At 44.1% G+C, this 20640-nt stretch carries 19 protein-coding genes; 5 read left to right on the forward strand and 14 right to left on the reverse strand.

What is annotated here, in order from left to right:
- Positions 1–167: 167 nt before the first annotated feature.
- Together hisH and I6E86_RS02655 are read left to right on the forward strand one after the other, a co-directional pair.
- A complete protein-coding gene (gene hisH / locus I6E86_RS02650; RefSeq protein ID WP_197174934.1) occupies positions 168–803 on the forward strand; it encodes an imidazole glycerol phosphate synthase subunit HisH in 636 nt (211 codons plus the stop codon).
- A 286-nt stretch (positions 804–1089) separates the two neighbouring features.
- Positions 1090–1482, forward strand: a complete 393-nt coding sequence (locus I6E86_RS02655) for a hypothetical protein (protein ID WP_197174935.1) — start codon at positions 1090–1092, stop codon at positions 1480–1482.
- A 52-nt stretch (positions 1483–1534) separates the two neighbouring features.
- Here the strand turns inward: I6E86_RS02655 and I6E86_RS02660 are convergent, their stop codons facing one another.
- Positions 1535–2857: a valine--pyruvate transaminase gene (locus tag I6E86_RS02660; RefSeq protein ID WP_197174936.1), complete on the reverse strand. Its 1323-nt coding sequence runs from the start codon at positions 2855–2857 to the stop codon at positions 1535–1537.
- A 544-nt stretch (positions 2858–3401) separates the two neighbouring features.
- Between I6E86_RS02660 and I6E86_RS02665 the strand changes: the two genes are divergently transcribed.
- The 3 genes from I6E86_RS02665 to I6E86_RS02675 are packed head-to-tail and all read left to right on the forward strand — an operon-like array spanning position 3402 to position 5563.
- Positions 3402–4451, forward strand: a complete 1050-nt coding sequence (locus I6E86_RS02665; protein WP_197174937.1) for a hypothetical protein — start codon at positions 3402–3404, stop codon at positions 4449–4451.
- A gap of 13 nt (positions 4452–4464) precedes the next feature.
- Positions 4465–4896, forward strand: coding sequence for a hypothetical protein (locus tag I6E86_RS02670; protein ID WP_197174938.1), 432 nt, complete (start codon positions 4465–4467; stop codon positions 4894–4896).
- Positions 4889–5563, forward strand: a complete 675-nt coding sequence (locus I6E86_RS02675; protein ID WP_197174939.1) for a hypothetical protein — start codon at positions 4889–4891, stop codon at positions 5561–5563. Before I6E86_RS02670 ends, I6E86_RS02675 begins: the two co-directional genes overlap by 8 nt.
- A 207-nt stretch (positions 5564–5770) precedes the next feature.
- Here the strand turns inward: I6E86_RS02675 and I6E86_RS02680 are convergent, their stop codons facing one another.
- The 13 genes from I6E86_RS02680 to I6E86_RS02740 form a co-directional block, all read right to left on the reverse strand.
- Entirely contained in the window at positions 5771–8386 is a 2616-nt protein-coding gene (locus I6E86_RS02680) for an ABC transporter permease (protein ID WP_227680483.1), read from the reverse strand.
- A complete protein-coding gene (locus I6E86_RS02685; RefSeq protein WP_197174940.1) occupies positions 8379–9107 on the reverse strand; it encodes an ABC transporter ATP-binding protein in 729 nt (242 codons plus the stop codon). The genes I6E86_RS02680 and I6E86_RS02685 overlap by 8 nt, the downstream gene beginning before the upstream one ends.
- Positions 9104–9943: an arylesterase gene (locus I6E86_RS02690; RefSeq protein WP_227680484.1), complete on the reverse strand. Its 840-nt coding sequence runs from the start codon at positions 9941–9943 to the stop codon at positions 9104–9106. Before I6E86_RS02690 ends, I6E86_RS02685 begins: the two co-directional genes overlap by 4 nt.
- Before the next feature lie 140 nt (positions 9944–10083).
- Positions 10084–11316, reverse strand: coding sequence for a CynX/NimT family MFS transporter (locus I6E86_RS02695; protein ID WP_197174941.1), 1233 nt, complete (start codon positions 11314–11316; stop codon positions 10084–10086).
- Positions 11317–11699: 383 nt separating this feature from the next.
- Entirely contained in the window at positions 11700–11945 is a 246-nt protein-coding gene (gene nqrM / locus I6E86_RS02700; protein WP_194363280.1) for a (Na+)-NQR maturation NqrM, read from the reverse strand.
- 145 nt (positions 11946–12090) lie between these two features.
- Positions 12091–13221, reverse strand: a complete 1131-nt coding sequence (locus I6E86_RS02705; RefSeq protein WP_197174942.1) for an FAD:protein FMN transferase — start codon at positions 13219–13221, stop codon at positions 12091–12093.
- Positions 13222–13345: 124 nt separating this feature from the next.
- Positions 13346–14146, reverse strand: a complete 801-nt coding sequence (locus I6E86_RS02710; protein ID WP_197174943.1) for an SDR family oxidoreductase — start codon at positions 14144–14146, stop codon at positions 13346–13348.
- 166 nt (positions 14147–14312) lie between these two features.
- Positions 14313–15548, reverse strand: coding sequence for an NADH:ubiquinone reductase (Na(+)-transporting) subunit F (gene nqrF / locus I6E86_RS02715; RefSeq protein WP_110924426.1), 1236 nt, complete (start codon positions 15546–15548; stop codon positions 14313–14315).
- 122 nt (positions 15549–15670) lie between these two features.
- Positions 15671–16279, reverse strand: coding sequence for an NADH:ubiquinone reductase (Na(+)-transporting) subunit E (gene nqrE, locus I6E86_RS02720; protein WP_011281361.1), 609 nt, complete (start codon positions 16277–16279; stop codon positions 15671–15673).
- Positions 16279–16950, reverse strand: a complete 672-nt coding sequence (locus I6E86_RS02725) for an NADH:ubiquinone reductase (Na(+)-transporting) subunit D (RefSeq protein WP_197174944.1) — start codon at positions 16948–16950, stop codon at positions 16279–16281. The genes nqrE and I6E86_RS02725 overlap by 1 nt, the downstream gene beginning before the upstream one ends.
- 1 nt (position 16951) lies before the next feature.
- Positions 16952–17854 carry a Na(+)-translocating NADH-quinone reductase subunit C gene (locus tag I6E86_RS02730; protein WP_197174945.1) on the reverse strand — a complete coding sequence of 301 codons (903 nt, stop codon included), beginning with the start codon at positions 17852–17854 and terminating at the stop codon, positions 16952–16954.
- Positions 17835–19070, reverse strand: coding sequence for an NADH:ubiquinone reductase (Na(+)-transporting) subunit B (locus tag I6E86_RS02735; protein WP_197174946.1), 1236 nt, complete (start codon positions 19068–19070; stop codon positions 17835–17837). Before I6E86_RS02735 ends, I6E86_RS02730 begins: the two co-directional genes overlap by 20 nt.
- A 5-nt stretch (positions 19071–19075) precedes the next feature.
- On the reverse strand, positions 19076–20428 hold the full coding sequence (locus I6E86_RS02740; RefSeq protein WP_197174947.1) for a Na(+)-translocating NADH-quinone reductase subunit A: 1353 nt from the start codon (positions 20426–20428) through the stop codon (positions 19076–19078).
- Positions 20429–20640: the final 212 nt, after the last annotated feature.

A 20640-nucleotide genomic window follows, 5' to 3' on the forward strand; every position in this document is an offset into this window, starting at 1 on the left:
CGGTGTCAGTCAAGCTTGGCGTACTAGCTGTAAAGCCTGCGCTTGGCTTCCTTGTAGCAAAACCTTATCTACACCCGCGATAATAGAAAAGGCAATAGCCAACAATATAAATGGCTAACGATACAAATAGTACAGTAGTCAAAATATTTAAAAATGAGAACCAATCGATGACCAAAATTGCACTATTAGATTATGGTATGGGTAATTTGCATTCCGCCAGTAAAGCATTGTCAGTGGTCGGGGCAGAAGTCTCTATCACCAATGACCCCAAAGTCGTCGCTGCAGCAGATAAAATAGTCTTCCCTGGTGTCGGTGCCATGCGCGACTGTATCGCTGGCATGCAAGATGCTGGGATTGATGAGGTCATACGTCATGCAGTATTTAACAAGCCTGTTATGGCCATCTGTGTAGGCATGCAGGCATTGTTTGAGCAGTCAGCGGAAAATGGTGGTACAGATTGCCTTGGCATCTTAAAGGGAAGTGTAGAAGCATTTGACCCTACGTGGAAAGATCAGCAAGGCGCGACTATCAAAGTACCGCATATGGGCTGGAATACCATCAGTGGCATGGATTTTGATCATCCATTATGGACAGGTATCGAAGACAACGCGCATTTTTACTTTGTGCATAGCTACTACTGCGAGCCTGCCGATAGCACACAAGTGGCCGCCGTTTGTGACTATGGTCAGCCGTTTTGTGCCAGTGTCATCCAAGACAACTTATTTGCGACCCAGTTCCATCCAGAAAAGAGCCATACCGCTGGCTTGCAGTTGTTAAAAAACTTCGTCGACTGGGATGTATAAAAAGACGATAAACGTGAATTGAATGTTTAATTTAGCAGAAGGCAGATTATCCATTGTATAATCTGCCTTTTTTGTTCTCATATTTTATTATCAGCTGTCAATTTTTAGCCACCACTTTTTAGTCATATTGTTTATAGTCGATTCAATTTAAAAGTAGTACAAGGCAACCGAGCGTAGATGTATATGTGATACTTCAAGCGAGGTTAACGCTGTAATACTTTTATAGTGGGATGGCTATAGTGATACGCTCAGTGGTTCTCTGCTCGCCTATATTTGGAATATCTCAGTGGATTTTACCGCCTTTAAGATGAATGTTGTTGAAACAACGGGCCTTGCCAAAGATGCGCTGCATATCTATGTTGGCATCGGTGTCTACCTGCTTTGCCTCATCGTGCTACGCCCTATCATCAGGAGCCAAAATCTTAGATCGTTTGTCGCTCTAATCGCCGTGACCAGCATTGCATTGTTGGGTGAGTATCTGGACAATCGAGAGACGATTGAATCGCTAGGCCTAACGGGTTTAAGCCGTGAGCAGCTGACCGCCAGCATCCGTGATTTGATCAATACCTGCATGCTGTCTTATATGCTCTATGCGTTAAATAAGTGGACGACATTCTTTCACCCGACCAGCAACAAACCAAAATCATTAATCAAGCGCCATAAAAAAACGGACTATTAATAAGTCCGTTTTTTTCGTTTTACTATTTGAATTTTGATTCTAGCAGCTAATCTTATTTTTTAGCTTCATCATACAACTCACGCACCACTTCACCAATGACTCTAATACCATCAGTCAGTGTCTGTTCATCAGCAGCGATACTCATACGAATACACTCATGCGCATGCTTATAATCACTGACATCGACACCGGGGAAGAAGTACTCGCTTGGCACGATAAGCGTGCCTTTTTCTTTTAGCCGCTCGTATAGCTCAAGCGTACTAATTGGCAAGTCTTTAAACCACAACCATAAGAAAATCGCGCCTTCAGGCTTATGAATCATCAATGGGTAATCACCCAACGCTTCTTTTAGCAGCTTCACGGCAAGGGTCGCCTGCTTTTGATAAAACGGCTTAATCTCATTATCGGCTAACTGCTTGATACGATCGTTTTCTACCAATGGCGTGGCAATCGCTGCACCAAAGCGTGTTGGCGCTAAATTCACCACCGCATTCATTGCGCTGACCGCTTCGATGACTTTCGCATCGGCAACGATAATCCCCGTACGCATACCGGGCAAGCCAATTTTAGACAGGCTAAAGCACAGAATCGTATTATCATCCCACGTCAAATGCGCGTCTGAATAGATGATATTAGGGAAGGGCATACCGTAGGCATTATCGATGATAAGCGGTATGTCATAACGTTTGGCAATCTCGGCCAAATGCGCCATTTCTTCATCAGTTAATACGTTGCCCGTCGGGTTGGTCGGGCGTGAGCAGCAAATCGCACCGATACGACCTTCCTTTAGCGCTGGCAAGTTCTCCAATGCGTCAAAATCGACACGATATTTAAAGAAACCTTCCTCGCCATCATGAGTCACTTCATCGATATGTGGCAATACCGCTGCGAAATGCTGACCTTCGACATGCACGTCGCTATAGCCGATATACTCAGGGGTCAATGGCAGTAGAATAGATTTGTCGATAGATTGGCTCTGTTCATCAGCGAAAGCGCCACCAAATAGATTAAACAGATAGAAAAACGCATTCTGTGAGCCATTGGTCAGGGCAATATTTTCTGACGTCAGATTCCAATCATAATGACGGTTAAAGAAGCCAACCAAGGCATCAATAAAGGCCGAGTCACCTTGCGGATTAGAGTAATTCGCCATGCTGATAATCGCGCTACTATTGGCCTCACCTGTATCGTTATCATTACCAAGCGCTTTATACGTCTCCAAAAACAGCTCATTAACGGCATCAATTTTGGCAGGGTTACCACCGCCCAGCATGTTGACTGGCTGATCGCTTTTTAGCGCATCGCCTAGATCGTCCATCAATTGTGAGATGCCAGTGGGCTGGGTAAATTTTTGACCGAACTTTGAGAATTTCATAAGACTACCATGCTGTTTTGGAGGATGTTGTAAGAAGGAATTTGATTGATAAAAGTTAGGCTAGTATAGCAAATGAGGGCCATAAAATAAGCAAAGTGCGGGGCAGATGTGGGTTTAAATGTCTGTATAGCTTACTAAGCAAAAAAAGCCCTCTAGGTGAGTAGAAGGCGTTTTAAAGTTAGGGTTCAGGTGTTGAGGATTTTGTAGCTAATCTTACCAAAAATTATAATTTCCTAAAGCTGAAACTGTTAAGTAAAAAGCTATGAAAGCTAGTCTTGCTATAGGATAAAAATAACTTTAAATAACTTATGTTTACCTATATGATTATAATTTATTGAAGATAGCTAACAATACGACAGCAGATGTCACTTAATCTACAGAAACAGTCTCTAAATATAGTTTGGTTCTGACAGTTATAGTATGCTTACTATCAATACTTTAGATGGTAGTATTTCAAAAATTAACTCGATTTGAGCTTAAAAATTTCATTAGACTTTCAGTTAGTAACTAAGTGTATTTGAAATAAAAATTGACGGGTTAATTTATGAGTGAAAATGTTGATCTTAATGAAATACGAGAGAAAATAGCGAAGCATGTAGACTGGGCTCTTGATAGAAAAATTCCTCTTCCAGAGCTACAAGCTACATTCAGAGGAGTAAAACGTACTCTAAGTGCTAGGAACGGAGAAGGATTAAAAACTAAGCTAAACAGTGAGTTTGACTTGGATAAGCTTTCAAAACTAAAAGAAGAGCTTGAGAAGCTACTAAAGTCACATATATTTTTTGATGATAAGTTAATATCAGTTTATTACGAAGTTGATGTAGAAGAGACTACTGAAAAGCTATTAGAATTTTTCAAAAATAATCTAAGTGAATGTCCTGAAAACGAATACCACCCTATAGAGCAAGTGAAGTTATCTGATTCCGTGTCATTATTTCAGTTCTCAATTGTCAGAGAGATTAGTGTTCGTGATATTCTTGACCCAGATGATTTAATAGAAAGTATATCAGAGGAATATCAACAGCTAATTGGTATAAAGAAAATCCCTTTAGCTTGTTACGACTTAGTGATTTGTGATACCAAAAATAACTATGTTGTTGTTGCTATGGATCTCGCAAGCGTATTGAGTAGAAGTGATTTAAACTTAGCTTATATTAATTTCAATAATTATCTTGATAAAGATATTGGTATAGTTTTGACTAATGCCTGTGATTTCTTCCCTAAAATCCAAGAACTCTACGAAGAAAAAACTAATAAAAACGGTGTTACTGAAATAGTGTTTATGACACCTCATGGGACTACGCATGATGAAAGACTGAAAGGTAACCAAAAAGATCTGCGAGACGCAACATATCACGATGAAGGTACAAAAGCTGTTAGAAACGAAAAAGTTAATGGTAAATTGTTAGGTAATAATATTACACCTTACAGAATAAGTATGCGTTATTATCGCGATAATAGAAATTTAGATACATCACTAAAGAGCTCTTATCAAGCCATACATGCTGCAAATGGTTCCCATTTATACGAAGCTTATATATATGGAACACGAAATATTGATGAGCTTAACTTTATATTAGGTAAGTTAACTTAATTGGACTATTCAAGTGAACACAATTTTTGTGAATGAGTTGAAAAGTAAAGTGTACTCTAATTTAAGTGATATCGATAAAGATATGGCTGAAGTCTGTTTGGCTATTATAGAGCATGTTTCAGTAGGGCCTTCAAAAAAGTCTCATCTAACATTTACTTACTTATATAGTATTGGCCCTAAAGTTAATGAGGCTGTATTTTATGAAGCTGTATTCTATTTAACTCTAAGAAATATTGATGTATTAGAGCAACAATTTGAAGCTATAGAACCTAGAACTTGTTCTTTTCAGTCTATCCCTAATAAAGAAGATTTTATCGAAGATATGCGTGATGGTGAACTCTATAATCCATTTATAGGTGATCTATTAAGTGAAAAAGAGTTTGGTGAGCAGGTCATAACTTATTTCTCTCCTTCTAAATACTTTATGGAGAGAGTAAATGGTTAGTGGTTTGAATAATCCTAGTTTAGCAAATATGCACATCCGTAAGCTTTCATACAGAAGAGCTCCAACCAGCTATCAAGAGTTTTTAACACTTTTATATCATGATATCGACCGTACTATAGACAAACTATCTCAATCAAAAGATAAATATCTTCAAGGTTTGAAAGATAACTCTGAAAAAGGTGAAGACCTAATAAACTTATATATATGTGATATGTTGGATGCTAGAGGTTGGGTAGCAAATCATAGTAAGTATGTTAATGGTAATGCTGATATTGTGGTTTCCGTTGACTATGGAGAATATGAGTGGGTAGGCGAGGGAAAAATTAGAAGTGGAAATGGAAATTTAGATAAAGGTATGAAACAGCTTATTCATCGCTACTCTACCGGAAGGGACTTCAAAACTTCTGGTGGTATGATGATATATGTTAAAGACAAGCAAATAAAAGCTAAAAAAATGTTAGATGACTGGAAAGATTACTTATTGGAACCTGACCTTAATATTGTTAACAAAGAGGGGTTACCTACAATATTGCCACCAGCATTAAGAGTTGAGGACTGTTCTGAGAAACAATTAGTCTTCTATAGTTATCATGAGCATCCTTCTTCAGGACTAGAATATACTGTACGTCATGTAATAATTGATTTTAGACACAACCCATTAGAATGAATTTTTTTATTAAAAACTAATTGTAGATGTGTTTAGCCCTGTCTGCCTCAGTTATGCTGACGGACTAGGCGAGTTGATGTTGCTAGTTTTGGTGTGATTACTTAAGCAAGAAGTATAGCCGCCACATAGACTAAACTAGCAAAGATTAACGGATTGAAAAAACCCCTATAAAGGGGTTTTTTCGTTTAAAGCTAAAATCGAATACGCTTAAATCATCGCCCTGACCCTTGCCATAATCCCGCGTCCAATCACCAAGCGTACATAAATAATGGCAATTGCAAACAGCAAGGCAACTAACGCAATACCGCCGAGTCCTAAGTTTGCCCACGGCACACTAAAGCGCAGATTGAACCACTGAGTGACCGCCAGCCAAGCACCACCAGTGGCGATAATCACCGCAAATGTCGCCGCACTAATCCCAAGCACACCCAGCTCTAAGATATTGAGCATATACAAGTCACGCTTTTGCATACCAAGTAGTCTAAACGACGCACTCTCTTTCATGCGATCTTGTGACGTAGAGAGTAGCGAGCTGATGAGCACCATGATGCCCGTAAGCAAGGCGAGCAGGGTAAAGATATACACCAAGCGGCTCATCTGCGCGACCAACCCTTGGACTTGCTCCGCGATAATCGTACCGTCAATACTGGTCACCGCTGGGAACTCGCGTACCAGCTCACCTTGCAGGTCAGGAATATCATCGGCAGAGACATGCGCCGTCGCAAATTGAATTTGCGGTGCGCTAGCCAGTATCTCAGGCTCAAACAAGAAGTAGAAAAACGGACTAGGGCCGCGCTCGAAACGCGAGCGAATACTGGTAATCTCGCCGACCAACTCGATACCTTGGATATTAAAGCTGATCTGATCGCCCATGCCGACATTTAGCATCTCGGCTGCCGTGTCCAAAATAGACAACGGCTGCACTTGCGAAATCGCAGAGGCACTCGCATCTTGATTTTCAATGGGCGTATAAAGCGCATCGTCAGTCAGCGACTCAGTGATAAACTCCGTGTCCATGACCGTATCGGAATAACTTAAATTGAACACCCGAGTAGGGTCGTCTTCGCCTTCAGGCGCGTCGATATCTTTGGGTTCCACACCGTTAGCCGTACCGATACGTGCTCGAATCACTGGATAATAAGTGACAGGTTCTTTGAGAATGCTGTCTATCTTATCGTGCTGATCGGTCTGCACATCCAATAAGAATAGATTCGGCGCATCTTCAGGATACGCATTGATAAACTGCTCATTGATACTGTGATTGATCGATGTGATAAGGGTCAACACCGCAACGGACAGTGACAATGTCACAAAGAATAGCGCTGATTGATTGCCTTTACGTGCCAAGTTATGAATGGCAATACGCTGCATCCAGCTGATTTTTTTACCAGTGGCGATGCGCGCCAGCAACCAGAGCCAACCGCGTGCCAATGCCCAAAATATCGCAATGAATACAATCAATCCGACCAGTATCTGTGCGCCCAACGCTAAAGATTGCACTTCATAAGCAAGGAAAGCATACAGCCCGATAAACAATAAACCATAGCGTAACAATGGTATCCGCTGCTGCCAAGGCAAACGTTTCGATGATTGACCAGTACTCTGATTGAGCAGTGCCGCAGGTTTGGTGCCATCAAGCGCGTGTAGACTGCGCTGGGTAATCAGTAGTGTCATGACAAGGGCGATGACGATCGTTTTGAAGATACTAATCGGGTTAATCGCCAATCCTAAATCTGACGGTAAAATAGCCGTCAGATAGGGCTGACCAATCTTGAGTAACACAAGGCTGAGCGATACTGCCGCGACACAAGCCAAGACAGACATGATTAATAGCAGCCAGTAATAGCTACGCTTAATCGAACGATTGGTCTCACCCAGCGCCATACGTATGGCATCGTTGGATTGCTGCTTGGTCACAAAGGCAGTGATGACCCCATACATGGCAACTGCAGATAATAATAGAACGGCGATGACTAGCAATTTCAAGAACATCAATACATTGTCAGAGATACGTGAGACAGACGTCTCCTCTGAGGTAGGGTCAGACATCTCTATATCAGGATAATTGACTAGCATCTGCGTCAATTGCTCACGCTGAGTGGCAATGATTTCTGGCGTGCCTGCCATCTCGATTTGGTAACTGACCCGACTGCGCTGACCGATTAGATTGGTCGCTTCTAATGCGTCTTGCTGCATCATGACGCGACCACCAAAACCGAATGCCGTTAGCGGACGATCTGGCTCTTTGACGAGCTCATCACTGATGGTGAATTTTCCCTCACCAATATTGATACTGTCGCCAATCGACACGTTCAGACTTCTGAGGACTTCAGGCGCGACCACCACGTTGGTTGCACTTAGCTGCTCGGACAATGGTTTGCCTGACGCCAGTTCAACCTCACCGTATAAAGGATAAGCAGCAGTAACGCCTTTGATACGAGCCAACAGCGTTTGGTCTGCTGCGACCAACATGGCATTGAATTGATAATCATAAACCGTTTGGCTATCAGGCAATGTCTGGACTTGCGCCAAGACTTCCTCAGGCCATGCTTGATTGCTTTCTAGTATTAAGTCACCACCAACGAGTGCCAGCTGATTGTCATTGACATAAGTATTCACCGACTGTTGAATAGAGTCCAACGTCAGATAGGTGGCAAGCGATAGCATCAGTGTTAGCAAAAAGAGCAGGGGATATACCCAGCGTCGCCACCAACTGCGAGACAATGCTTTCGCACCTAAAGTTCGGGCAGTGAAGGGATTGCTACTTTTGCTTTGATTCACAGCGTCAGCGTTGCCATTGGTGTCTATAGAAGGCTTATCCATTGGCAGCTGACCCGTCTATCATGCCATCGTGCATGGTAATGACTCGGTCTGCCATTTCCGCCAGTGCAGGGTCATGGGTCACGACGACCAATGCCGAACCGACTTGCTGTCTTAAATCTAACAGTAGCTGCATGACTTGGTCAGCGTTTTGCTCATCCAAGTTGCCCGTAGGTTCATCAGCGAATACAATTTTTGGATGCGAGACCAATGCACGGGCGACAGCCGTACGTTGCTGCTCACCACCTGACAATTGATTGGGCAAGCTATCACGTCTATGACCGAGTCCAACGGCATCGATTAGTTCATCGACTCGTGCAGGGTTGGGCTGTCGTGCAATATCTAGCGGAAAAGCAATGTTTTCTGCCACGGTTAGCGTTGGTAGCAGATGAAATGACTGAAACACAAAGCCCATGTCACGCTGACGGATAGCTGCCAGTGCATCTTCATCAAGGTTGCTGAGCATTTGGCCTGCCAGCTCAACGGTGCCACTATCAGGGTAGTCTAATGCGGCCAGTAATCCCAATAACGTCGATTTACCAGAGCCAGACTTGCCCATGATGACCACAAACTCGCCCGCATTAATATGAACGTTCACGTCTTTAATAATAGATAGAGTCTGCTCACCGACTTGCACGGTTTTGTTTAAATGCGAGGCGGTCAATAATGCTTTTGCTGTAGCGGTAGGCGTCGTCACTGTGTCAGCTGAAGGTGATGATGTCATTGCGTGGTCTCAGTTGGCGTGTTGTTTGATGCTGTCGTATTAGTGCTATTACTGGCTTTCAATTTTTCAATCTCAGGCTTTAAGATAGGCAAAATATTGTCTTTGACGATAATCTGATAGCCTTCCTTGGTCGGATGAATCGCATCGGCTTGATTCAGCTCAGGGTCACCGCCCACACCTTCTAAAAAGAAAGGTATTAAAGGCACATTCATGTCTTTTGCCACACGAGGGTAGATGTCTGAAAACGCGGACACATAATCATTACCGAGATTGTCATAGATCGACATACCACCTAAGATAACGTGACTGCCATTGTCTTGCAGCGTTTTGACCGCAGTACGGATATTGGCTTCAATCGTCGCTACATCTAAACCGCGCATGGCGTCATTGGCACCAATGGTCAAAATAGTAATATCAGGTTTGGTCTGTGCTACCCAGTCTAGACGATTGACTAGGCCAGTACTGGTTTCACCACTTAGGCCTGAGTTGATGACTTTGGCATTGGTATAGCCCAACTCTTTTAAGCTGGCTTCTAATTGCGCAGGATAGTTGGCATCACTATCAACACCAAGACCTTCAGTCAATGAATCGCCAAGCGCTAAAATGGTCAGTGGCGAATTGATTTGTTGGGCGGCGGATACTGGCGCGTCAGCCGTGACTTCATTGGTATTGGTTTGAGTATTGACGGTTGACGCATCAGTGTTTTGGGAGCTGGTATGTTGCGAATCAGTCGCGTCAGTTGGTTCAGTATCTTTTTGGCAACCACTGATAGCCACGGCGATGGTCAGCACTGCCATTGCTGGCAAGTGTCGAGAGAAATGAGGAGATACTTTCATGATAGTTATTCTGTCCTATATGCAATTGAGCCAGTGTAGCAAAATTAGACAAAGACCAGTATTGCCCTACGGTTAATGTAAGGGTCGTTTTATTGCGCTCTAGCAATCAAAGCTTTGTTAAAATTAAAGGTTTTTTAGCGTTAAATATATTTGCCATCGACCATGACCGGGCGACTGATGAGCCAAGCAATCACCACATTTAGCATCATCAGTATTAGCAGGATAAGAAGCGGTATGCTCCAGCTGCTCGTTGTTTCATGAAGCCAACCGGTGCCCAATGGCCCAAAAAATGCAATGACATAGCCAACGGCTTGCGCCATACCAGACAGCTCGCTGGCCTGATTGGTGGTGTAGGTTCGCAATGAGAACAGCATCATGCTCAAGGTAAAAATCGCCGCACATCCCATGCCCATCATTCCTGACCAGAGCCATGCCAAATCAGTCGATAGATAGCTGACACCCAACACCCCAACCACATTGAGCACCGCAGCAAACACCGCGAGCGCTTGGATCGGGCGACCACGATTTATGAGCCATGTCAGACTCAAAATAGAGACGGGTGCCATAAACTGAAACACGGAATTCATTTGCCCGGCACTCACTACAGACAAACCTTTACTGACCCAAATAGAGGGCAAAAAACTGGCGACTGTATAAAACAACAAGGATTGTAGCCCCATAAACACAGCTATCTGCCACGCAAAAGGCGTACGCCACATCGATATATCAGAGGTCTCTGATATAGAGGGTATAATCGCTTGATGATTTGAAGAGCCCAAACGCACACGTAAAAATAGCCAAATAACGATCGCAAAAATGCCCAATAGCGACCAGCCACCCAGTGCCCATTGCCAGCCCACTTGCTCAGATAGTGGCAGTACAACGCCTGCGACGATGCCTGCCGTTACTGTCATCGTCAAACTAAAAAGCCCCGTTATCAATGGGATATGCTTGGGTGTGCGCTGCTTGATAACAGGGGACGCTAGTGTATTGGCAAAGCCGATGGCCAAGGTTAGCAGTAATGTCCCGATTAAAAACCCAGACCAAGTGGGGATAACCGTACGAATAATCATACCGGCGGTTAACAGCCCAATCATCGCAATCAATGTGTTTTCAAGTCCGAATCGTTTGCCAATGGTTGGGGAGATGAGCGCCCCAATCGCAAACGTTAGCATAGGAACTGCACCTAGCCACCCAATTTGAAACTCGGAGATATCGAGTGCTTCTTGCACCACTGGGGCAATAGAGCCAAGCGCCACGATAGGCGCTCGCATATTGGTTGCAAGCAGTATGATGGCACACAGCACTAGCCAAAAGGTAAAACGTGAGGAGGGCAGACTGGATAAAGAGGGTAGATTGGACGAGGTAGACATAGCAATACAACGATAGCAGCGAAAAAAGACACGTTATTCAACATCGCCGATACATCGCCGCTTATCAAACAACACCTATCAAACAACATCATAGAGAGTGTAACAAGAGACTAGCGGTTAGCCTAGATAAAATAGAGAACATTTGAAGGGTATCTTATAAAAGTATTTTCTCATATTTTCGCTATTAATTAGGATGATATGCTCGTGCAGATAGTGAGAGTGCACTCTAATATACGGACAATTACTTCAAACGCCGACTACGATAGGCGATCATAAAGGCTTTCGGCAATAAAATAGCGCCAAGTCATCTTCGGACGACTTGGCGCTATTATAAGAACAGATGTTAGGTAAATATCATCCGTGTCTGGTAACCCGTGACAGTCTTATACGGGCTTGCCCAACTGCGCAGCTCTCAATGCATTTTCTTGTTGTTCAGAAATGATAGAGTCGCATTTGTTGGGATCATCGCCGCAGTATGAGCATTTTTCGTTGCCCATCAGTTTAGCGACACCGCCACAAGATCCTCTAAGCGGCTTTTTTTTGACCATATAACCGACACCCATAAAGATAAAAAATAGGACAAAGACGGTAAAGGTAATGGCAAGCATGGGAAGCAATTGGCTAAGCATAGAGGAAACCTCGTTTTTTAAAAGTGGGACAGTTGAGACAAAAAACAGCACTCTGTCTTCGATAACAACGATAGGTTAGTATAACAAATTTTGGTATCGCTCGTTATACGTTATCGTACTCTCTTGTTTCAGTTCTATAACGTTGCTAAGGTCTTTTATCAGCACGCAATGCTTGCATGGCAGGGGTTTGTATCACTTGCCAGTCATCGATACTATCATCAGAGCCATCGGCTTTTGCTCGTTCAGTCAACACGACAAACATAGCAGCTAGGTTTTGTTCTTTAGCAGTTTCTAAGGCCTTCTGATAAGGCATCGCAGTGAGTGCGGTGGCCCATGCATCAGCCAGTGCAACTGAGTCAGCGGCCACGGTGACAGAAGGTGCGCCACCAGCGATAGGCTCTCCAGTGGTAGGATCAATGGTATGGCTATAGCGTTTGCCGTTAAATATAACGGAATTGCGATAGTTGCCAGAGGTTGCCAGATGCATTTGGGTCGCTGTGTTTTTTGGTTGGCGAATCGCAGAGATACTTTGGCGCTCGCTGACCGTACTACCTTCAATAGGCGCATCAATCGCAATCTGCCATGGCTGCTGTTGGTTGTTCACGCCAGAAGTCGAAATCTCTCCACCGATCTCAACCATATAGTTACGAATCTTATAATCATCTTTGAGTACATCCGCGATGACATCGACGCCATAACCTTTGGCAACTGCTGAGAAATCAAGACCGACACCGTCTTTGGTCTTATAAACGGTTTTGTCTTTTTGCACGACACTCTCAAAATCGACCAATGCTTTTGCTTGGGCAATCTCAACGGCAGTGGGCGGGCTTTGTAGGCGGTCAACGGTCATGGTGCTGCCAAAGCCCCATGTTTCTACCAATGGCATCACAGTGGGATCAAAAGCACCGCCAGATTGTTCATAAACAATGCGTGAGACGTCGAGTACACGACTAAAATCTGCATCGATAGTGATAGGTGTGTCTTTGCCCAGTTGATTGAACGTGGATATGGTTGAATCGCTTTGATAAGTCGACATGCTGTCATTGATTTGTTTTAGACGCTCATCAATTGATGCTTTGATGGCGGCTTCATCTGCATCTTTAGGTAGCTGATAGCTAATGTGATAGCTTGTACCCATGGTCTCACCAATCAGATAGTCATAATCTGGTGTTTGTTGACAAGCACTGAGGCTTACGATGCTGGCGAGACTCATAATGCCAAACAAAACGTTATTCGTGATTTTTTTGGGAAATGAGCGAGGTATTGTATTTTTCATAATATAGTCAGTATGGTGCAAAAATGAGAAAGGGTGTAAAACAAGCCTTGCTTATTTTACACCCCTTAAACCCAAAAGTACCCATGATGACAACGTTAAGTGACAATTTGGTTGATGACCAATATTAGGTTACCTGTGATTCACGAATCAGCTTATAGAGTTTGGGCGGTGACACACGGTTGACTCGGGTTGCCAGCTTTTCTTTTTTGCCAGCGACGATGATGTATTCTTCGTCTTTTGTGAGCGCCTTCACAACTTGTTTGGCGAATTCTGTCGCAGTCAACCCTTTCTTGGTGGCATCATCCATCGTACCTTGTGCGCTACCATCACCTGTTAAGGCATTGATAGAAACATTGGTCTGGATAAATCCTGGGAATATGGTGGCAACCTCTATCCCTTGATCATGTAATTCAGCTCGTAAACTGTTTGCCCACATATGCAGCGCCGCTTTGGCAGCACCATATGCACCGCGATACTGAGTCCCTAACAAACCTGCTACGCTAGATACCATAACCACTTTGCCGCCACCTTGCGTGATCATATCTGGCAGCACCAATCGTGTCAGGCGAGTCTGAGCAAAGTAATCTATCTCCATGATTTGACGCTCAACCTCTTCATCAGTATCCATGATGAGCGCGCGTTGACTGATACCGGCATTGTTAATCAGCCAATCGATCTTTCCTGCTTGCGCTATCGCCATCTCATAAGCAGATTTTGTTTGACTGGCATCACTGATATCAAAGGGAATGACAATATGTGTGCTAGGACGCTTGCAGCTTTGTTTGACCGTGTCTAATCTTTCCTGATCACGTCCGCTTAAAATAATCCGAGCACCTTTTTTGGCAAAGGCAATGGCAAGGGCTTCTCCAATACCGCTAGAGGCACCTGTAATCCAAATGGTGAGATCTTTGTATTTCGTTTTCATAAGCATCCTTACTTAATGGTTAGATAGTTCATCATATAGGATAATAAAGCCAGTCTACTAATTAGATTTGTAGTCTCAACAACCACGATTGTATCTAGAAAAAAGACAGAAAAAAGAGCCTCAATTGAGACTCTCTTTATATATGTTTGTCAGTTCAATACTTTGGTTAACCACCAAAGTCATCAAGCATGATGTTTTCATCTTCAACACCCATGCTATGTAGCATGTCGATGACTGCAGCATTCATCATCGGTGGCCCACACATGTAATATTCACAGTCTTCTGGGTTTGGATGACCTTTTAGATATTCTTCTAGCAAGACGTTATGGATAAAGCCGGTGTAGCCTGTCCAGTTGTCTTCAGGAAGTGGATCTGATAGTGCCACATGCCACTCAAAATTAGAAAAGTCTTCTTGAAGTTGATCATAGTCTTCAACGTAGAACATCTCACGAATAGAACGTGCACCATACCAAAAACTGATTTTACGGTCTGTGTTCAAACGCTTAAGCTGATCAAAAATGTGCGAGCGCATTGGTGCCATACCTGCACCACCACCTACGAAAATCATTTCAGCTTCAGTCTTCTTAGCAAAGAACTCACCGTAAGGACCTGATACCGTTACTTTATCGCCAGGCTTTAAACTAAATGTCCAAGAAGACATCTTGCCTGGTGGTATACCGTCTGGACCACGTGGTGGTGGACTTGCGATACGGATGTTGAACTTGATAAGACCTTTTTCTTCAGGATAGTTAGCCATTGAATAAGCACGAATCACTGGCTCATCAACCTTTGACACATAATTAAAGATGCCAAATTTATCCCAATCTTCACGGTATTCTTCTGCAACATCAAAGTCTTTATAATGCACTTCATGCGGTGGCGCTTCTAGCTGTACATAACCACCAGCGCGGAAGTTAACTTCTTCGCCTTCAGGAATTTTTAGTACCAGCTCTTTAATGAAGGTGGCAACGTTATCGTTAGAGACAACCTCGCACTCCCATTTTTGTACATCAAAAAACTCAGGGTCAATCTCGATCTTCATGTCTTGCTTAACAGCTACCTGACAAGCTAAGCGCATGTGATTGCGGATTTCGCCTTGAGTAAAATAGCCTTCTTCAGTCGGCAAGATCGAACCGCCGCCTTCAATAACGCGGCAACGACACTGCGCACAGGTACCACCGCCACCACATGCTGAAGATAAGAAAATACCTTCGCTCGCAAGTGTTTGCAGCAGTTTACCGCCCGCTGGTGTCACGACGTCATTATCGGAATTATCATTGATATGGATGGTAACATCGCCTGAACTGACCAGTCTTGAGCGCGCCGCCAAAATAATGGCGACAAGGCCCATGATGATCAAGGTAAACATAGCAACGCCACCAATCGCCGTAGCGTAATCCATGGTAGGTATCCTTAATCTATGGAGTAGGGGAGCGAAGTAACGTCATAACGTTTTTCTGAACCCCTACCGAATAAATGAATTAAATAGGTCAAATCGCTAAATAAGTGTTTAAGCTTAGCGGTCTAGATTGACATACCGCCGAAAGACATAAAGCCAAGTGACATCAGACCAACGGTGATAAACGTAATACCAAGACCACGCAGTGGTGCTGGGATGTCTGAGTATTTTAGTTTTTCACGGATACCAGCCAATGCGGTAATCGCTAATGCCCAACCAAAACCTGCACCCACACCATAAACGACTGATTCGCCGAAGTTGTAGTCACGTTCAACCATAAATAGTACACCACCTAAGATAGCGCAGTTTACGGTAATGAGTGGTAAGAACACACCAAGGGCGTTGTACAAGCTAGGAACGAACTTATCCAAGAACATCTCTAGAATCTGTACGGTAGCGGCAATAAGACCAATATAACTAAGCAAACCTAAGAAGCTTAAATCGATATCAGGGAAACCTGCCCATGCCAGTGCACCATCTTTTAGGATGAACTGAAATAGTAAGTTGTTTAATGGAACCGTAATCGCCATGACGACGACGACGGCAACACCAAGACCGATAGCGGTTGAAACCTTCTTTGATACTGCCAAGAAAGTACACATACCTAAGAAGTAGGCAAGCGCCATATTCTCAATAAAGACTGAGGTTATAAATAAACTAACATAATGTCCCATTAGTGACCGCCTCCATGTGCCATGCCTTTAGACTGCGGCTTCATTACAAATTCAGCTTCTTCAACCTGTTCTGGTTTCCAAATACGGACAATGGCAATGAACAAAGCAATAATAAAGAATGCTGACGGTGGTAATAATAGTAGGCCGTTTGGTATGTACCAACCGCCGTCAGTCACTGGTTGTAGAATAGTGATACCGAACCAAGTACCTGCGCCTAATAGCTCACGGATAGTGGCAACGAATAGCAGTACCGCAGAGTAACCAAGACCATTACCAATACCATCTAAAAAGCTTGGTACTGGTGGGTTGCTCATAGCAAATGCTTCAGCACGACCCATCACGATACAGTTAGTGATAATTAGACCAACGAAAACTGACAAGCCTTTACTTACATCGTAAGCGACGGCTTTTAGTACCTGATCGACCAAGATAACCAATGAGGCAATGATGGTCATCTGCACGATGATACGAATACTTGATGGAATTTGCTTACGAATAATCGAGATAAAGAAGCTCGAAAATGCCGTTACCAGTGTCAATGCTACACACATAACCATGGCGTTGGCCATGCTTGTGGTGACCGCTAGTGCCGAACAGATACCTAAGATCTGTAGGGCAATAGGATTATTATCAAAGACAGGCGAGGTTAAAATACTTTTAGTGTCAGCCATGTTAAGCCTCCTTGCCGTTTGCTACTGGTAGTTTCGCTGCCAGTTCGGTTTTAGGTTGAGCGGTTTTCTTTGATTGATTTGCTTGTGTCTCTGCAGTATCAACTGTCTGACCACCCTCTTTGCGCAGCATATCTAGATAAGGCTTATAACCTTGCTCGCCTAACCAAAACTGAATCATGTTACTGACGCCGCGGCTAGTCAATGTCGCACCGCTGATACCATCAACCCAGTTGTCTTTTGGATTACCTGCTTTGGTCACACCAGTGGCAACTTCACCATTCTCATCATAAGACTGGATACCAGTCCACTTGGCGCGCCACTCTGGCTCTTCGATACGAGCACCCAAACCTGGGGTTTCTTTATGCTCATAGAAGCTGATACCTTTGATGGTATTCATGTCGCTTTCAAGCGTCAAGAAACCATAGATAGTACCCCATAGACCGTAACCTTGAATAGGCAACACGACGACTTCAGGTTGACCAGCATCGTCTTTTTTGACATAGACTTTGGCATATTTAGGCTTACGACCGATACCCGCAGGATCATCGTTACCTAGGTCGTCACTCAATGCTTGATTCTTAGTCGCTTGACTGGCGTCATAAGCATTGCGATCAGGGATACCCGCGTCTGCTAGCGTTGCATCATCGACATAGTTGCCTTTGTTTAAGTCAATAATCTCGACATCAAAGTCTTTGAATCGTTCGGCGACATCGTCTTGTGTGTCAGACTCAGCATCGTACATGTCAGCCGCGACCAAGATGTTTTTGTTACGGTCTAAACGCGCGTTTTCAAGCTGAGCTGGCTTTAGGCCAACCGCAACTGCTGAGACCAATACTGAACACACCAAGCATAGCGTCAATGCCACACTAATGGTTTTCGCATTATTACTTTTGGGCTTGGACATAACGAACCCTCCGAGCTGTTTGGCGTTTGATGTTTGCTTGGGTCACAAAATAATCAAACAATGGCGCAAATAAGTTGGCGAATAGAATAGCCAGCATGATGCCTTCTGGGAAAGCTGGGTTGATGACACGAATCAATACCGTCATAAAACCAATCAAGATACCATAAGCCCAACGGCCTTTATTGGTATGTGCAGCTGAGACTGGATCGGTTGCCATAAACACCGCACCGAAGGCAAAACCACCGATGACTAAGTGCCAATAGAACGGCAAGTTCATCATCATATTGTCTTTAGAGCCAATCATGTTGAAGATAAGCGAGGTAGCCACAAGACCAACCACACAACCTGCCATGATGCGCCATGAGGCAATACGCGTCCATAGTAGAACAACGGCACCCATTAAGATTGCTAGTGTTGATACTTCACCGATACTGCCTTGCATGTTACCAAAGAATGCGTCACTCCAGGTGATCGCATTGCCATAGACATCGACAAAATCTTGAGGAGAGACACCAAGTGCAGCAAGACCGAGAGGCGTTGCTCCTGAAAAACCATCAACCGCTGTCCATACAGAGTCACCAGACATATAGGCTGGGTAAGCAAAGTATAGGAATGCACGACCCGATAGGGCAGGGTTAAGGAAGTTTTTACCTGTACCACCGAATACTTCTTTGGCTACGACCACACCAAAGATAATACCCAAGGCAACTTGCCATAAAGGAATATCTGGTGGTAGACATAGTGCAAATAGTACTGAGGTCACAAAGAAGCCTTCGTTGACTTCATGCCCGCGTACCACGGCAAAGATAATCTCACAAAGAATACCAACGGCAAATGTCACAAGGTAAATAGGTAGGAACTGCATGGCACCGTAGACAAAACTTGCCCAGACACTGTCTGGGTTATAGCCTGCCATGCTAGTGATAACCGTACGCCAGCCTTCAGGCTGCAAGCCAAGCTGAGCGATAGCGGTTAGCGCTTGATGACCGATATTGTACATACCCCAAAACATCGCTGGGAAAGTACATAGCCATACGGTAATCATAATGCGCTTTAGATCAATCCCGTCGCGTACGTGTGATGACGCGTATGTGGTTGAGTCTGGTTGACGCAAAAACGTATCAAACATCTCAAAGATGGCATAGTATTTTTCGTGTTTGCCGCCTTTGGTAAAAGATGGCTCCATACGATCGAACATGTTGTGTAAAAATTTCATCGTGGTTAGCCCTCCAGTTCGATGCGCGTTAAGTTATCACGCAAGATATCACCGAATTCATATTTGCCAGGAGATACAAAGGTGCATAATGCCAAATCTTCTTCATCCAACTCAAGTACGCCTAAATCAACAGCGACCAACATGTCTTCGACAATCAATGCGCGTAATAACTGCGTAGGCAGATAGTCTTGTGGCATGACTTCTTCATAGACACCAATTGGCACCATCGCTCGCGGTGAGCCATTACTCGTGGTGGTAAAGTTGTACTTTTTGCCACCAAAGAACTGCGAAATATAGATAGGCAGCTTAGAGAAGCGGTTTTTACCTGGCGTAAAGAAGTGGAACGCTGGGCGCTCATGACCTTCCGTCAGCACACTGATCTGATTATGAAAACGACCAATATAGGCAATATTGCTAAACACTTTGCGACCAGATAATACCGACCCTGAAATGATACGGTTCTCGCCAGCTGCTAGCTGACCTTTGGTCAAGGCAGTAATGTCAGCACCGCGCTCAGTCATAACTAAGTGTGGGTTACTGACAGAAGGGCCTGCTAAGCTCACCATGCGGCGCGTATATAGACGGCCAGTGGTAAATAGCTTACCGATTGCAATCACGTCTTGATAGCCAATCGTCCAGACGCTTACGCCACGCATGATTGGGTGTAAAAAGTGAATGTGCGTACCGGCAAGACCTGCTGGATGCTTACCAGCAAAGCCATGATATTCAGTGGTATTGTTAACAGCAGTTTTTGCCACAGGGGTCAACTTAGTCTTACCAGAGTGGCAGACAAAGGTCTTTGGACTAAGCGTAGAGAGTACGGCAAGTCCATCGTTGAACGCTTGCAGCTGCTCATTGATCACAAGCATCGGGTCAAAGGCTAATGGATTGGTATCCGTTGCTGTGACAAAGATGGCATGTGGACGAGCACCAAGTTCTGGCGCGCGGCTAAAGGGGCGCGTACGGAACGCTGTCCATTCACCAGAGGCAACCAATTGGGTTTCAACGACTTCAGAGTCTAGGTCAGCAAGCTGCTGTGAGTCATAGCGCTCGAAGTCTACTTCTTCACCATTTGGGTCAACCGCAATCACAAGACTTTCGAACACTCGACGGTTGCCACGTTTGATCGCGACGACTTTGCCAGCAGCAGGGGCCGTATAGATAACGCCAGCACGTTTTTTGTCTTCAAAAACGGGCTGACCTTTTGCTACGACGTCACCTTCTTTGACATTCATTGTGGGCTTCATGCCTACATAGTCATAGCCAACAAGGGCTACATGTGTCGGTTGGTGCTCAGATATCTCGCGGGAGGGTTCACCAGTGATGGGCAAATCCAAACCTTTTTTGATGGTAATCATAAGCGAAAACTTAGTCCATAGTCTAAAACGATACCAGACATCCTGTGTGGTATATCGATAGTATGAGCAGCCATATTTATCGAAAGAGAAAATGACTTCCTATTTCCATAGTGAAATAGTGACAAAATCTTTTCAACGGTATGGCATGATCATAACTACTAGTAAGAGCATTAACGCTGACCTTAGACTCCTTAACAACACGTTAACGTCTT

The organism is Psychrobacter sp. SWN149, assembly GCF_015864565.1.
In the GTDB taxonomy this organism is placed as follows: domain Bacteria; phylum Pseudomonadota; class Gammaproteobacteria; order Pseudomonadales; family Moraxellaceae; genus Psychrobacter.